Genomic DNA, 14,596 nt, shown 5'->3' on the forward strand with positions numbered 1-14,596 from the left:
TACAGCGCGTACGGACATCTAAGCGGTAAACCAACCAGTTACTGCTATGCTTCGCTCCAATACGTTTCTGCCTGTCGCACCTACTTACGACGACATTATTTTTCAGGCCCGTAATCAGGCCTATGGTGCATTTGTACTGCGCCAGCAATACCGACCGACTCTCAGCCGTGCATTAGGATTGGGAGTCGGTTTATTTTTAGCCGGATTGGCCGGGCCTACCCTGTACGATCACTTCTGGCCCAAATCGGTAGTCTCAGATCATGAGGTCATGATTACGGCTGATGTCATGAAATTACCCGATAACGTGGAAGAGCCTCCGGTAGCTTTGCCCAAAACGGAACCCGCTCCGGCCGTAAACACCGTCCGCAATTTGCCTCCTGAGGTTAAGCCTGAAGATGAGGTGATTGATGAGAACCTACCTCCCACGACCGAGCAATTAAAAGACGCTACATCGGGTACAGAAACGGCCGAAGGGACGGGTGCCGAAGAGGTGATACTGGCACCGGAAGCGTCTGCACCAACCATTCAGGAAAAGGCCGTTGAGGTGGAAACGGCTCCCGAAACCCCCTTTGTTACGGTCGAACAGCAGCCCGAATATCCTGGTGGGATCGAAGCGCTCAGGAACTTCCTCGGTAAAAATCTGAACTACCCGCGTGCGGCTGCATCGGCTGGAGTTTCAGGAAGGGTATATGTCAGTTTTGTGGTCAATACCGACGGTAGCCTGACCGATATACACGTACTGAAAGGTATTGGTTTTGGCTGCGATGAAGAGGCCATACGGGTTATGCAGAAAATGCCTCACTGGAAACCAGGCAAGCAGTCGGGCCGGGCCGTACGGGTCAAATTTAATTTGCCGATTGCCTTTACACTCGAATGAGGCTTTTGGGTCTGAGCTATGCGTTATCTTATTTCCGGGCTTGTAATAGCCAGCATTGTTTTGCTTGCGCCATCGAATGTACTGGCTCAAACGAGAGCCAACATCGATACGACGGTTTATACCATTGTGGAAAAATTTCCTGAGTTTCCGGGTGGATATAAAGGATTGACAAATTATCTACAGGCGATGGTACACTACCCGGCAGAGGCTCAAAAAGCAAAGCTGAAAGGTCGGGTCTTCGTATCGTTTATTGTCGAAAGGGATGGCAATCTGAGGGATATTCAGCTACTGAAGGGACTTGGCTACGGGTGCGACGAAGAAGCACTTCGGGCTGTTCAGGCCATGCCCTGCTGGGAACCTGGGAGCCAATCAGGAAAGCCGATCCGGGTAAAGTATAACTTGCCAATTGGTTTTGGAATGGATTCATACAAACGTAAATGACATTCATTTGCCATTGCCTACCTTTGTGGCATGAATACAAACCTGCTGCAACATCTGGCCGATCCTGCGATTCCATCGCCCTGTTTTATTCTGGAAGAAGCCAAACTCCGTCGAAATCTTGAACTCATCGACTCCGTTCAGAAAGCGGCTGGCGTAACTATTATTCTGGCTCTGAAGGGATTTTCGATGTACAGCGCTTTCCCATTAGTACACGAATACCTGAGTGGAGCAACGGCTAGTTCACTTAACGAAATCAAACTCGTCAACGACTACATGGGCGTGAAAGCGCATACCTACATACCCGCTTATCGCGACGATGAGTTCGATGAAGTCGTAGAACGTAGCAGCCACCTCACATTCAATTCGTGGAGTCAATGGGAACGGTTTAAGGGTCGGGCCGTTGGGAGGGTGTCGTGCGGCATCCGTGTCAATCCGCAATATTCCGAAGTCGCCACGGAGATGTATAACCCCTGCGTGCCTGGTTCGCGGCTGGGCGCTACCCGCGACCAGTTGCCCGATCAGCTACCCGACGGACTGGAAGGACTTCATTTTCATACCCTCTGCGAAAACGATTCTTTCACTCTCGAACGGACGCTCGAGGCCCTTGAAGCGCGTTTTAGCGATCTCCTGCATCAGGCAAAATGGGTCAATTTTGGCGGAGGCCATCTGATGACCCGCGAAGGATACGATACCGCACATCTGGTTGGTTTGCTGACAGCCTTCCGGCAGAAATACAATGTCGATGTGATTCTGGAACCGGGTTCGGCCATTGCCTGGCAAACGGGGGTGCTGGTATCGACGGTGTTGGATGTACTCGATAGCCAGGGAATTCATGTCGCGATTCTCGACACGTCGTTTGCGGCTCATATGCCCGATACGCTCGAAATGCCCTATAAACCCCGAATTATACATGCCTATCATGAGCCTGTTGCCGGGAAACCTACTTACCGACTGGGGGGGATGACCTGTCTGGCGGGCGACTTTATGGGGGATTATTCGTTTGATGCACCTTTGCAGGTAGGTGACAAAATCGTGTTTGACGACATGATTCATTATACAATGGTCAAAACGACCACCTTCAATGGCGTAAATCTGCCGTCTATTGGGATATGGAAAGAGGGCGAAACATTCCAGCTCGTGAGAACCTACGGTTACGAAAGCTTTAAAGATCGGCTGAGTTAAGGCACATGGGGCATAGCGCCCGATCCGTCAGTGGCTAATAATACCCGTTTCTTCCCACTCTTTTAGCCAGTCTTTTTTGATGCCGTGAATGTTTGAGAAGAACTCGTAAAAAACGACCATATCGGCCTCATAATTGCCCGTGACGTAGACTGGCTCGCTGAAAATGACCTGCTTACGGGGCCAATCGAAGCCTGTAAGAATCAAAGGGACGTTTGCCTGCAGCGCAATAAAATAAAAGCCGGTTTTTAGCTTTTTGACATTACTGCGGGTTCCTTCCGGGGCAATGCAAATGTGTAAGTAGGTGTTCTGATCAAAAACATCGACGATGGCATCGACCAGATTATGCGATCGATCCCGGTAAACAGGTTTACCGCCCAGGGCCCGGAAGAGCCAGCCTGAGTACCAGGTAAATAACGAACTTTTGGCAAGGTATTGAATCCAGATACGAGTGGCGGCCCGAGCACCAAGGCCCACAAAAAAGTCCCAGTTGGTGGTATGGGGAGCAACCACCCAAATGGCTTTGGGGAGATTAGTAACGTTGCCTACCAATTGCCATCCGGCAACTTTAAACAACCAGCGTGCAAGGGCACTGAGCATAATAGTCGATCGTCGAAATACATCAATCACCAGATCGCGGCTATTCGTATCGAAAGAACTGCGATCTGGTGATTGATGTATTTCGACTGAAATTAATACTTCCGGTCATTACGCTCCAGCCACCGGCCCGTAATGAACGAAGCGGTCAGCAGGACGACGTAGAACAGAATGGTCAAAGGAGTTGATAAATCCATGTCGATGTTCGGTTGAATTCAGATGCAAAAGTAATTAATTAGTTTGAAGTTCGTTTGCCAACGTCGAACTTAGTTACAGGACCCCCTTCGTGCTGGGCAGGTTGTCCAGTTCTTTAATGTCGCGTCGGACGGCCATTTTAATGGCTTTGGCAAAGGCTTTAAAAATCGCTTCAATTTTGTGATGCTCATTGTCGCCTTCAACCTTGATATTCAGGTTGCAAAGTGCTGTGTCGGAGAAGGATTTGAAGAAATGAAAAAACATTTCGGTCGGCATATCGCCAATTTTTTCACGTCGGAATTCGGCCTCCCAGACAAGCCACGGACGGCCCGAAAAATCAATACCTACCTGAGCCAGTGCCTCATCCATAGGTAATAAAAAACCATATCGACTAATGCCCCGCTTATCGCCCAGAGCGCGACGGTAAGCTTCGCCAAGGGCCAGTGCCGTATCTTCGATGGTATGATGCTCGTCGATATGCAGATCGCCGTTGACACGAATGGTCAGGTTGGCGCCCGAATGTTTGGCAACCTGGTCGAGCATATGATCGAAGAAGCCCAGCCCCGTGTGAATGTCGGCCTTACCAGTGCCGTCGAGGTTAAGATCGACACGAATCTGGGTTTCTTTGGTGTTCCGCTCAACCGAAGCAGTACGGGCTGGTAAGCGCAGGAATTCGTAAATCTGATCCCAATCGTCAGTAGTCAGTACAATGGCTTCCTGCATGGCTGGGGTCATACCTGATACATCAGCAGTCTGCACTGTAGCTAGGCCATTGGGGGGCAGGAACAGGATCGCTTTTGCTCCGAGATTGATGGCGAGTTGGACATCCGTGAGCCGGTCACCAATCACAAAACTGTTGGCCAGGTCATAATCGGCTGAGAAATAGTCTATCAGCATCCCGATTCCTGGTTTTCGCGTGGGGGAATTGTCACTCGGGAAGTGGCGGTCAATATGAACGGCCTTAAACTGGACATTTTCTCCGGCGAAGGTGTCCAGCATTTTGGTATGGGCAGGCCAGAACGTATCTTCAGGGAAAGAATCAGTGCCGAGACCATCCTGGTTTGTTACCATAACCAGTTGAAATTCTGTGTCTTCAGCGATTTTACGCATAGCCGAAATGGCTTTCGGCATATAATCCAGTTTGGCTAAGGAATCCACCTGCTGATCGGGCTGAGGCTCAATAATGAGTGTACCGTCACGGTCAATAAATAATATTTTTTGCATAGTACCCAGGAATGAACAGGCAAAGATAGGGGTAGGGTAGAATGCATTTAAAAAATTATTATGTTTGCAGAGTAGTCTTTATACAATATTGATCTTTCCCGCACTGATTCCCCTTTTTCTTTGTTACTTACAACACCTAGTAAAGTCTATACAATAAAGTGTAGTGCTTAATAATTGAGTAACTTGTTTTTGAGTATTACCGAATACGATTAAAATAGAAATTGATAAGTCGTTTTTTTCGTAGTTATAGCGTCCATATACCACCAATCAGCCCCAATAAAAGGATAATTAAAAGAATTTTTCTCTTACATAATCATACAATTATAAACATTTAAGTACAGCATGCCAGCAGAATCCAGATTAACCCGTATTGGGGTTTTCTATGACGGTAATTATTTTCTACATGTAAGCAACTACTATAATTATTCGCACGAACGTCGTAGCCGTATTAGTATTTCAGGGCTGCACGCGTTTATTCGTCGTCAGGTAGCAGAGGAAGAAGGGGTGAACGAGCGTCTGTGTCAGATTGTAGATGCACACTATTTTCGCGGTAGGCTGAATGCCCATGAGGCTAATCAACGCGGAAATCAACTTTTTTATGATCGGCTGTTCGACGATATTCTCATGTCGGAAGGGGTCGTAACCCACTACCTGCCCGTAAAAACGTATCAGGGCTACCGGCAGGAAAAAGGAATCGATGTGTGGCTCGCTCTCGAAGCTTTTGAACTGGCTCAGTATAAGAAATTCGATGTTGTTGTCTTGATCACGTCCGATGGGGATTATGTTCCCCTTATTCGAAAACTCAATACGCTGGGCTCCCGGATCATGGTGCTTAGCTGGGATTTTGAATTCCTCAATGAGCAGGGCGAGAAACAGGTGACCCGCACATCGCAGGATTTGCTCGAAGAGGTGTCTTATCCGGTGGCGATGCATGGCATCATTGATGACCGCAGCCGTCGGAACGATATGGTGATCCAGAATTTGTTTGTCAAACAAACACCACGCCCCACGTTCTCGACCGTGAACGGAAATGGGAATAGCAATAGCTATACGAACGGTATGAGCTACGGTGGCTCACTGTCGATGGAAAGTGACTATGACTATGATTCGTCGATAGAGCCTAATTACAATGTGGCTGATAATGACCCGGAAGGCCGTAAGATCAGCACCATTCGTAGCCTCAAAACAGGCTATGGGTTTGTGAATTATCCGCCCAACAACCTGTTTTTCCACTATACCAGCCTGGTCGATACCGACTTCAATGAATTACAGGTCGACGATGAAGTTGAATTTTCAATTGGTCAGAATGCCGAAGGAAAAGACATTGCTATTGACGTTCGGTTGTTACGTCAGTAAGCTATGAATGCCCTGCGTATAGACGTTGACGACATTCACTCCATTCGTTGGCAGGCATTGGCCTGGGCCGTTGACCAACCTAAGAATTCGGTTGGTTTCGTTGCCTATTTAACCAATAACGATATAGTTTATCCGAATGACCCGTTTCCCAACCGACTTTTTATCGGGGCGGAACGGGTCATTTCGTTCGCCAACCCGGATGCGTTCCAGACCTTAGCCGATGCCCATAGCAGGCAACCCTCTTTTCTGGTAGGTTATTGGGGATATGACCTGAAAAACCAGCTTGAAGCCCTGAAAAGCCGGAACCCGGATCGGCTGGGATTCCCGGAGGTGTATTTCGTTGAGCCTTCCTGGATTATCGATTTTGAAACCTCGGCAGAAGGGGCCAACTATGTGCTTATTCGGGGGAATGGCGATGCCCAGGCACTGTGGGAACAAATCGTAGCTGTTCAGCCGCCTGCCGATCATGAGCCTCCATTGGCTGCTTCTCCGGCTGTTCGATGCCGGGTATCTTATGAAGAGTATCTGGCCAATGTGGAGCGTATTCAGCGGCATATTCTGGCTGGGGATGTGTATGAGCTAAACTACTGCATTGAGTTTTTTGCCGAAGCCATCGATCTGGACCCATTAGCCATCTATCGTGCGCTGAATCAACGGTCGCCCATGCCTTTTTCAAACTTTCTGAAACTGGGCGACCGGTACGTTATGGGCGCATCGCCCGAACGTTTTCTGAAGAAAGAAGGGCAGAAAATTTTGTCACAGCCCATAAAAGGCACCATCCGACGGGGGAAAACACCAGACGAAGACAACACCCTGCGGACTGAGCTGCTGCAATCGGAAAAAGAGCGGGCTGAAAACCTTATGATTGTTGATCTGGTGCGTAACGATCTGGCTCGCAGTGCCCAAACCGGATCAGTACACGTTGATGAATTGTTTGGCATTTACGGCTTTCAGCACGTGTACCAGATGATTTCGACGGTTTCGGCAACCTTGCGGGACGATGTAAGCTGGGCGAAGGCTATTCGTCAGGCGTTTCCAATGGGTAGTATGACCGGAGCCCCCAAAATCCGGGCTATGGAACTGATCGATGAACTGGAAGTCAGTAGGCGCGGGGTTTATTCGGGCGCTATTGGTTTTGTTACGCCGGAGGGCGATTTTGATTTCAGTGTCGTTATCCGTACGCTTCTGTACAATGCACAAAATCGGTATGCGTCTTTCTCAGTAGGCAGTGCCATTACCTACGATGCCGATCCTGTGCAGGAATGGGAAGAATGCCTGTTGAAAGCGAGGGCTATCCGGGAGGTGATTGAGCGATTTGCTACCGTTTAATCAATAAACCCATCTGCTTTTATGCATTTTATCCCTGTTTTTGCTCTTCACTAATCAAGGGATGCAACCTTTTGTCAGGATAAAGCTCTTTCGCTTTGTTGAACATCGTATTGAGCTTATTCCTATAAAAATAGTTAATTTACTAAAAAATTAGTTAAAATTCCTTAAGGCCGTAACTAACCTATTAACTGATTTTTATATTTGCTCTCATTATCCTATTATCTTCTATTCTATAATCCATGAGAAACCTTTCCCTGCTGGCCTTACTATGCCTGCTCACGGCTTCGCTTTATGCGCAAAGCCCACCGGCTGCAACCCGCTTTACACTTCAGGGCCGTGCAGTAGACACCGCTTCGGCTCCACTACCTTCTTCGACCGTTATGCTGCTCAGTGCCAAAGATTCGTCGATGGTCAACTTCACGCGGACAGGCGATAACGGAGCGTTTACTTTTAAGAATATAAAAGCGGGTACGTATATTCTGAAAATCTCGTTTGTGGGGTTAATTCCGTACAATCAACTGATTAAGCATGCGGGTGAGCCGGTCATGGATTTAGGCCCGTTAAAACTCAAGCCGATTACCCGTGAGTTGATGGAAGTGGTGGTTCGAACGGCAAAAGCTCCCCTGACGATCAAAGGCGATACCATCGAATACAATGCCAGTTCGTTTAAGGTACCGCCGGGGTCAACGGTCGAAGATTTGTTACGGAAACTGCCGGGTGTTCAGGTCGACCAGGATGGTAATATTCGGGCTCAGGGGCAGGAGGTGAAGAAAGTAACGGTCGATGGCAAAAGCTTTTTCGGGGATGATCCGAAGTTGGCGACCAAGAACCTACAGGCCGAAGCCATCACCAAAGTGCAGGTGTTTAATGATAAAACCGAACAGGCCAAAATGACGGGCGTTGATGATGGCAAGAAAGAAAAAACCGTTAACCTGCAACTGAAAGAAGAATTTAAAAAAGGTGGTTTTGGGAAATTGACGGCCGGAGCCGGGCCCGCTTCCAATAACGTATCGACCCGGTTTGAAGGCAAAGGGAGTTACAATAAATTCGACAGTAAACAACAGTTTTCAGCCTTACTGCTCGGCAATAATACCAACCAGCAAGGGCTTTCCTTCAATGACTATCAGGATTTTAGAGGAAGTAACTCATTTAACTGGAACGACAATGCCGACTTCGGATTCAGTGGCTCTAATCGCTACCTGTACTTCGGCGATGACAATGAAAGTCTGACCATTCCGATCAGTGGAGGCAATGGCCGGGGCTTTACCAAAAATACAGCAGGGGGGCTTAACTATAACTACGACACCAAGAAAACCAAACTGAGTACCAGCTATTACTTCAACCAGACCCGGTTGAATCTGGACGCACTTCGGGAAAATAAAAGTTACCTGCCCGGTTCAACCAATTTGCGGAAAACGGATACCAGCAGCCAGTCGAATCTGACCACGAACCACCGGATTAGCTTCCGGTTGGAAAAGCAGCTTGATTCCATGCAAACGTTGCTGATAATCAGTAACAGCCGGTTTGGCCTTAACAGCAGCAACCTGCAAAGTCAGCAACGCGTGTTTCAGAGCGTAGCAAACAGCGCTGAGCTTCCAACAACGTATAGCCAGTCGACGAATAATTCATCGGTAAACCAGTTTGCGATAGCCAATACGTTGCTGTATCGGCTGAAATTCAAAAAGAAGGGGCGCAACTTTGGCGCCAGTGCTACGTTTCAGATGAATAAAAATGATGGCGATTTACTCCTGAAAGCCCGGAACGAATTCTATCAGGCTACCAGTGTGAACGACATGTTGCGGGTGCTCAATCAGGATCAGGGAACAAACTCGATCAGCAACCAATACAAGGCTAACCTGCTCTATGTAGAGCCGTTCGCCAAAAAGTTCTTCTGGGAGACGTTCTATAACTTTAATCTTCGCTACGATGAAGTTGATCGCGATGTGGCAAACCTGGACGACAGCCGCCGACGAATTGATTCCCTGAGTTTGTACTATAAGAACAATTATCTGTTCAACCGCCTGGGGAGTAGTGTGCGCTATTCGTATAAAGGGCTCAATATATCGGCCGGGGTAGCAGGGCAGCAATTTCAGCTTGATGGGAAGTTTGCCCGTGACCAGAGCCAGCCGCTTCAACCCATCAACCGGACATTCACGACTGTGATTCCGAACGTCTCGCTCAACTTCGATTTGAAAAATAACCGATACCTGGGCGCCAATTATGATGTAGGGGTACAGATACCATCCTCGCGCGATTTACAGCCGGTAACGAGCAACAGCAACCCACTGGCCATTACCCGTGGTAATCCGAATCTGCTTCCCCAACTGGGTCATAATCTGAGTGCTTCATACAACTACTTTAACCCAGGTAGCTTCATTAATTTATGGACGAATATTTACACGACTTATTTTGTGAACCAGATCGTGTATAGCCAGATTGTTGACCCCAAAACCCTGATTACAACGACGATGCCTGAGAACCTGACGGGGGGTAAAAATCTGGGGTCTAATATCTATTTCGGCTTCCCACTGAAGAAAACGAAGGCAACGCTTAACCTGAATACCTCGTTGAATTTGGGCCACAATCTAACGCGGATTAATGAAGTGCTGAACGAGACAAACAACCAGAATTACTCGTTTGGTGTCCGGCTGGAGTTGACTCCTAAAGAGTGGATCACCTTTTACGGCAATGCCAATATGAGCATCACCAATACGAAATATTCGATCAACACAACACAGAACCAGACCATTTATAACAACAGCATTCGGGGGGATCTAAACCTGAAATTGCCTGGTGGCCTCTACCTAAACACGACGCTGAACTACAACGCCTACAAGAACGAGAAACTGAACTTCAATCAGCAGATTCCGTTGTTAAGTTCATCCATCTATCGTATTGTTGGGAAGGCGAAAAAAGCCGAGGTCCGGTTGTCGGGCTTCGATCTGCTCAACCGCAACGTGGTGGTATCGCAGTATGCAGGGCAGAACTACACCAGCACCGAACGGATTCAGTCGCTGGCCCGGTATTTTATGCTGAGCTTTACATACAACATGCGGGGTGTTCAGGCGAAAATGCGCCGTGATTATTATTGATCTTAATCGCTTCTAAACGCACATATCTATTATGAAGAAACTAGCCCTATTACTATGCCTGATGGTCAGTTCGATGGCTATGGCCCAGAAAACGGAAGGTATGGTAACGTATGTCCGTAAAGACTACTGGAGTAAGATGATCAATAGACTGACGTTCCTGAATCAGGAACAAAAGGATCGTCAGACGCAGCTACGGAAGAACTGGGAGGAGAACAACAAAGGCACAAAAATGAAGATGGCCTTTAACGCCAACGAAAGTCTGTACACCTATTTTAGTACGGAACCGGAAGAGGGTGGCTACTCGTGGCGTCAGTATGAACTGGATCTGTACCGAAACTTTGAAAAGGATAAGAAGACGGATATCATCGAAATGCTGGGTAAAACCTACGTTGTTGAAGATTCGGTCCATGCACCCGTCTGGAAAATCGGCAACCAGATCAAAGAAGTCGCAGGCTTTATCTGCATGAAAGCGGAAACGGAAGACCCTATTAAGAACCAGAAAATTACGGCCTGGTTTGCACAGGATATTCCGGTTTCGGCGGGTCCCGAACGGATGTGTGGATTGCCCGGCCTGATTCTGGAACTGAATATCGATGATGGAACGGTGATCATAGAAGCAACGAACGTTACGTTCCGTCCTCTGACGCCTAACGACCTTAAGCTACCTAAAGTGAAAGGGAAGAAAATTGACGACGCTGCGTATAATAAAGTGATCAGCCAATACATCGCCGAGCAAATGGTTGCCCATAATAACCCCTATTGGGAGATTCGCTATTGAGGATACTCAGTTGAATTTTTGGACAAAGACCGCTTTTCTACAGGCGGTCTTTGTGTTTATAGGGATTACCTAACAAAAGTCAATTTCGGTCCTGACAAACGTCATGTAGGTTCCGGACAGTCTTGCCGTGATTTGTAGAGTAATTCAAACACACAAAATCATGGCAACGCTCACAACTCATACAACTCCCGACTATAACACAACCACCGATACTTCATGGGTTTCATCCGTTAAAAAATTCGTTTCTGAAGCCGAATTTTATCGCTTTGGCTGGGCTGTCGGCGCCTTGGCTATTCAGGGCTGCATTCTGTCGCCGGTACTGTTGCTGATCATGGCCAACTTTGGCGGAGGAGATTGGCAGTTTCTGGTTAGCATGCTTTGTTTTTTAGGGGTGCTGGTTCCTGTATTGTCTGCTTTACCCGTCCGATACATTTTTTCGGGCTTTGCCATTAGCCTCGTCCTTCACCTGTTCATGATCGCAATCGATCTGTTGTGATAAAAGCAGTTGGTTCGACTGTCCGTTTGCGTAAAGACAGAACCCTGCATAAAGGCATAAATCCCCCTGAATAAGGCTCTATACGCCAATTCAGGGGGATTTATGTGTGGAGGAAGCTACTTTCCAGGCTTTGTAAGCTTCGGGCATGCACACGGCGCAGGGGCGATACCCGGCCGCGAGGGCTTCGTGCTCATCTCGAAAAAATACCCGGTTTTCGGGCTTCATGCGCTTACCTGCCCGACAACCCAGCCGACCGTAGAGCTTGCCAGGGCGATGCCCACTCAGACCGATGGTCCTGTTTTGTTTTCTGATAACTAAAGCGCGGAGTCGGGCAAAAGGAGTTGGACCCAGATCGAGATGACGGATCATGCCGCATCGTGAAAAATAAGCCCAATATTGATGCGTGTTCCCGTCCGAACTTCACTAACGCCATGTCGCATTGTCAGTCGGTAATAACCGCGAGTGCCTTTGGCTGGTCGGTATTTTGTGGTAAATACAACCACTTGCCCTTGTTCGGGTTGCAAAACAATGGGTTTCGACTGCATACGGGGCCGTTGTTCCAGCATCACAAACTCTCCGCCTGTGTAATCCTGGCCAGGCCGACTTAGGAACAAAACTGCCTGAAACGGGAAATACAATTCGCCGTACATATCCTGATGAAGGGCGTTCCAGTCGCCGGCACCGTATTTCAGAATAAGAGGGGTGGGCTTGATTTGTCCAGCTTCGTGGCAGATCGCCAGCCACTCATCGAGGTCAGTAGGGTAGCGCAAGGCTATACCCAGTTTAGTATTCCAGTCGTTGGCCACAGGAGCCAGTTGGCTAAACAGGTCATGGCGAAGCTGGTCGACCACAGGAGGCAGGGGGTAGTTAAAATAGTTGTATTTGCCACTGCCATAGCCGTGCCGCTCCATAATTACCGTTTTTCGGTACAAGTTCGGTGCATCAAAGAGTGTTGCTAAACGCACACATTCGTCTGGTGATAATAGTGGAGGCAATACGGCAAAACCTGTTTGGGAGAGCGTGTTCTGACAGGTTGGCCAGTCAATTTTATCCTGATTCATGGAAGATTGATTTTTTAAACACAGAGGCACAGAGAACCGGAGGAATAGCAATAAAGACTCTGTGTTCCCTGTGCCTTTATGTTTACTCATAATTTATCCGTTTACGCGAGCGGCTTCCCAGCCCAGCATGGCCTGTTTACGTTCGGCTCCCCAACGATATCCCCCGAAAAGCCCGGTTTTCCTTATGACCCGATGACAGGGAATCAGGTAGCCGATTGGGTTAGACCCAATGGCCGTTCCGACTGCCCGCGACGCCATTGGTTGCCCGATGGCGTCGGCAATCTGATCGTAACTGGCCAAACGACCTTCGGGTATTTTCAGTAAAGCTTCCCATACCTTTAGCTGAAACGCTGACCCACGCAGCAATACAGGTATTGGGGTGTTTACAACGGGATTAGGCACACCTGCAACAGGAAAAATCTGGTCGGCAAAGCCCTGGACGGCTTCGGGATCGTGGCTCACTGAGGCTTCGGGCCAGGCCGATTTCAGGATGACTTCTGGCTCACTGGCTTCGTCTAGAAAATGTAACAGCGCGAGTTTGCCGTTGATGACTCCCAGTACATAAGCTCCGAATGGGCTATCGAACACACCGTACCTAAGTTGCAAACCGGAACCAGCCTGCTTGAACTGGCCCGGTGTAACGCCTTCGATACTAACGAATAAGTCGTGCAGGCGGCCCGTTCCCGATAAGCCCGATCCGTAGGCCGCTTCAGAGAGGGCAGCGCCTTCTCGGAGTTGGGCTTTGGCATGTTCGAGGGTCAGGTACTGGCTGAACTTCTTTGGACTAACGCCCGCCCATTCAGTAAACAGGCGCTGAAAGTGAAACTCACTCAGATTAGCCTCACGGGCCAGTTCACTGAGCGAAGGTTGCTGTTGATACGTAGCGGTCAGATGCTCAATGGCACGGGCAATTTGCTGATAGGTGCTGTTGGTTGTCATTGTATTTGCGTTTTTGCCTGAACAAAAGTCGCCAGAATCGCCCTGCCGAAAAACCCGATTCTTGCGGAGTTTTTCATGTGATTTCTGTTTGGAAGACTTATACGTGAGCTGTGTTACTAAGTTAACAGAAATAGAGAGTTTGAACGTTATAGACATTTGTCCAGGAGATAAGCCTGGTCGCTCAGCCAACTTTGTATCGTCAATCAATCGTATACAAATGAAAACGGCTCTATTTCCTGCAAATCGATTTATCAGTAATCTACTTATTTCTGGCGTTATCCTGGTCATTGTTCCCTACACAATTCTGACCATACTCTTCGATTATCCGAATGTGCTACGTTACGAACCCGGTATTATTCTTACCCGCTTTCATGCGGGCGGAAGGGTGCTGATTTTTGTTTGGTGGCTCTTTGCGATCAGTGGTTTTCTTCTGTTGCAAGCGTACGTACTTATTGGCCAGAAACTGGAGTCTCAGGAGCCTGGTTTCCGATGGGCGACTACCCTGGGCGTTGTCTCGGGCATTGTTCAAATTGTAGGTTTGTTACGCTGGCCGTTTGTGGTGCCTGTTTTGGCATCGCACTATGTTCAGACTACCGATCCATCTACCCAAAAGGCTATCGAAGTGGTTTTTACGGCTATTCACCAATACGGTGGCGTTGTGTTGGGCGAACATCTGGGGCAACTGCTCACCATTGCTTACACGAGTTTGCTGTCGATGACTTTGCTTCGGTTAAGAGCTTGTTGGGGAATTGATAAGGACTGGTAGTCGAGTCAACTTTGTATCGACCAAGAAACAAAGTAATGACTAAGCAGTGGCAACCACTGACCGACTACCAGTGGGCAGCAATTTCGCCTTTTTTTAACCTTCAACGCAAGCGTAAACACCAATTACGTGCCGTCATGGATGCCATCTTCTGGATGTTACGCACCGGCTGTCAATGGCGAAACCTGCCGCCTAGCTTTCCGCACTGGCAAGCCGTATACTATTATTTTGACCAGTGGAAAAAGGCCGACTACTTTGAACACATCAAC

General features: G+C 48.3%; 15 protein-coding genes. 10 read left to right on the top strand and 5 right to left on the bottom strand.

Annotation, left to right across the window (positions count from 1 at the left end; all coding sequences use genetic code 11):
- The first annotated feature begins 46 nt into the window (after nucleotides 1–46).
- The 3 genes from B153_RS0103260 to nspC are packed head-to-tail and all read left to right on the top strand — an operon-like array spanning nucleotide 47 to nucleotide 2,500.
- On the top strand, nucleotides 47–877 hold the full coding sequence (locus B153_RS0103260; RefSeq protein WP_020595234.1) for an energy transducer TonB: 831 nt from the start codon (nucleotides 47–49) through the stop codon (nucleotides 875–877).
- Nucleotides 878–895: 18 nt separating this feature from the next.
- Complete coding sequence (locus B153_RS0103265; protein ID WP_020595235.1) at nucleotides 896–1,318, top strand: energy transducer TonB; 423 nt, start codon at nucleotides 896–898, stop codon at nucleotides 1,316–1,318.
- A 30-nt stretch (nucleotides 1,319–1,348) separates the two neighbouring features.
- The gene (gene nspC, locus B153_RS0103270) at nucleotides 1,349–2,500 is read left to right on the top strand and encodes a carboxynorspermidine decarboxylase (RefSeq protein ID WP_020595236.1); all 1,152 of its coding nucleotides are present in this window, start codon (nucleotides 1,349–1,351) and stop codon (nucleotides 2,498–2,500) included.
- Between the two features lie 27 nt (nucleotides 2,501–2,527).
- On the opposite strand, the gene B153_RS0103275 is transcribed toward nspC, so the two are convergent.
- Complete coding sequence (locus tag B153_RS0103275; RefSeq protein ID WP_020595237.1) at nucleotides 2,528–3,097, bottom strand: 1-acyl-sn-glycerol-3-phosphate acyltransferase; 570 nt, start codon at nucleotides 3,095–3,097, stop codon at nucleotides 2,528–2,530.
- A gap of 267 nt (nucleotides 3,098–3,364) precedes the next feature.
- The gene (gene hisB / locus B153_RS0103285) at nucleotides 3,365–4,513 is read right to left on the bottom strand and encodes a bifunctional histidinol-phosphatase/imidazoleglycerol-phosphate dehydratase HisB (protein WP_020595239.1); all 1,149 of its coding nucleotides are present in this window, start codon (nucleotides 4,511–4,513) and stop codon (nucleotides 3,365–3,367) included.
- Between the two features lie 342 nt (nucleotides 4,514–4,855).
- Here hisB and B153_RS0103290 point away from each other — a divergent pair, with 342 nt between their 5' ends.
- The 5 genes from B153_RS0103290 to B153_RS0103310 all read left to right on the top strand — a co-directional run bounded on the left by B153_RS0103290 (nucleotide 4,856) and on the right by B153_RS0103310 (nucleotide 11,564).
- Nucleotides 4,856–5,869 carry an NYN domain-containing protein gene (locus B153_RS0103290; RefSeq protein ID WP_020595240.1) on the top strand — a complete coding sequence of 338 codons (1,014 nt, stop codon included), beginning with the start codon at nucleotides 4,856–4,858 and terminating at the stop codon, nucleotides 5,867–5,869.
- A 3-nt stretch (nucleotides 5,870–5,872) separates the two neighbouring features.
- Complete coding sequence (gene pabB, locus B153_RS0103295) at nucleotides 5,873–7,198, top strand: aminodeoxychorismate synthase component I (protein ID WP_020595241.1); 1,326 nt, start codon at nucleotides 5,873–5,875, stop codon at nucleotides 7,196–7,198.
- Between the two features lie 239 nt (nucleotides 7,199–7,437).
- Nucleotides 7,438–10,290, top strand: coding sequence for a TonB-dependent receptor domain-containing protein (locus B153_RS0103300; RefSeq protein ID WP_020595242.1), 2,853 nt, complete (start codon nucleotides 7,438–7,440; stop codon nucleotides 10,288–10,290).
- Nucleotides 10,291–10,321: 31 nt separating this feature from the next.
- The gene (locus B153_RS0103305; protein ID WP_020595243.1) at nucleotides 10,322–11,068 is read left to right on the top strand and encodes a GLPGLI family protein; all 747 of its coding nucleotides are present in this window, start codon (nucleotides 10,322–10,324) and stop codon (nucleotides 11,066–11,068) included.
- A 160-nt stretch (nucleotides 11,069–11,228) separates the two neighbouring features.
- Nucleotides 11,229–11,564 (top strand): hypothetical protein, encoded by a 336-nt coding sequence (locus B153_RS0103310; RefSeq protein WP_020595244.1) that lies wholly within the window; start codon nucleotides 11,229–11,231, stop codon nucleotides 11,562–11,564.
- A 90-nt stretch (nucleotides 11,565–11,654) separates the two neighbouring features.
- On the opposite strand, the gene B153_RS0103315 is transcribed toward B153_RS0103310, so the two are convergent.
- From B153_RS0103315 to B153_RS0103325, 3 genes are all read right to left on the bottom strand, one after another.
- A complete protein-coding gene (locus B153_RS0103315; RefSeq protein WP_020595245.1) occupies nucleotides 11,655–11,933 on the bottom strand; it encodes an Ada metal-binding domain-containing protein in 279 nt (92 codons plus the stop codon).
- Nucleotides 11,930–12,625, bottom strand: a complete 696-nt coding sequence (locus B153_RS0103320; RefSeq protein ID WP_020595246.1) for a 2OG-Fe(II) oxygenase — start codon at nucleotides 12,623–12,625, stop codon at nucleotides 11,930–11,932. Before B153_RS0103320 ends, B153_RS0103315 begins: the two co-directional genes overlap by 4 nt.
- Nucleotides 12,626–12,718: 93 nt before the next feature.
- Complete coding sequence (locus tag B153_RS0103325; protein ID WP_020595247.1) at nucleotides 12,719–13,564, bottom strand: methylated-DNA--[protein]-cysteine S-methyltransferase; 846 nt, start codon at nucleotides 13,562–13,564, stop codon at nucleotides 12,719–12,721.
- A 217-nt stretch (nucleotides 13,565–13,781) separates the two neighbouring features.
- On the opposite strand from B153_RS0103325, the gene B153_RS34560 reads away from it, so the two are divergent.
- Nucleotides 13,782–14,330 (top strand): DUF4386 family protein, encoded by a 549-nt coding sequence (locus B153_RS34560; RefSeq protein ID WP_020595248.1) that lies wholly within the window; start codon nucleotides 13,782–13,784, stop codon nucleotides 14,328–14,330.
- 35 nt (nucleotides 14,331–14,365) lie between these two features.
- Nucleotides 14,366–14,596 (top strand): transposase (locus B153_RS0103345; RefSeq protein ID WP_020595249.1); only part of this gene is annotated, 231 nt, incomplete at its 3' end.

Source organism: Spirosoma panaciterrae DSM 21099, assembly GCF_000374025.1.
Taxonomy (GTDB): Bacteria; Bacteroidota; Bacteroidia; order Cytophagales; family Spirosomataceae; genus Spirosoma; species Spirosoma panaciterrae.

Excerpts from the sequence above, each read along its gene's own strand:
- pabB (WP_020595241.1), top strand. The coding sequence starts at position 5,873 with ATGAATGCCCTGCGTATAGACGTTGACGACATTCACTCCATTCGTTGG.
- B153_RS0103310 (WP_020595244.1), top strand. The coding sequence starts at position 11,229 with ATGGCAACGCTCACAACTCATACAACTCCCGACTATAACACAACCACC.
- B153_RS0103260 (WP_020595234.1), top strand. The coding sequence starts at position 47 with ATGCTTCGCTCCAATACGTTTCTGCCTGTCGCACCTACTTACGACGAC.
- B153_RS0103315 (WP_020595245.1), bottom strand. The coding sequence starts at position 11,933 with ATGATCCGTCATCTCGATCTGGGTCCAACTCCTTTTGCCCGACTCCGC.
- B153_RS0103300 (WP_020595242.1), top strand. The coding sequence starts at position 7,438 with ATGAGAAACCTTTCCCTGCTGGCCTTACTATGCCTGCTCACGGCTTCG.
- B153_RS0103305 (WP_020595243.1), top strand. The coding sequence starts at position 10,322 with ATGAAGAAACTAGCCCTATTACTATGCCTGATGGTCAGTTCGATGGCT.
- B153_RS34560 (WP_020595248.1), top strand. The coding sequence starts at position 13,782 with ATGAAAACGGCTCTATTTCCTGCAAATCGATTTATCAGTAATCTACTT.
- B153_RS0103265 (WP_020595235.1), top strand. The coding sequence starts at position 896 with ATGCGTTATCTTATTTCCGGGCTTGTAATAGCCAGCATTGTTTTGCTT.
- B153_RS0103320 (WP_020595246.1), bottom strand. The coding sequence starts at position 12,625 with ATGAATCAGGATAAAATTGACTGGCCAACCTGTCAGAACACGCTCTCC.
- hisB (WP_020595239.1), bottom strand. The coding sequence starts at position 4,513 with ATGCAAAAAATATTATTTATTGACCGTGACGGTACACTCATTATTGAG.
- B153_RS0103325 (WP_020595247.1), bottom strand. The coding sequence starts at position 13,564 with ATGACAACCAACAGCACCTATCAGCAAATTGCCCGTGCCATTGAGCAT.
- B153_RS0103290 (WP_020595240.1), top strand. The coding sequence starts at position 4,856 with ATGCCAGCAGAATCCAGATTAACCCGTATTGGGGTTTTCTATGACGGT.
- nspC (WP_020595236.1), top strand. The coding sequence starts at position 1,349 with ATGAATACAAACCTGCTGCAACATCTGGCCGATCCTGCGATTCCATCG.
- B153_RS0103275 (WP_020595237.1), bottom strand. The coding sequence starts at position 3,097 with ATGCTCAGTGCCCTTGCACGCTGGTTGTTTAAAGTTGCCGGATGGCAA.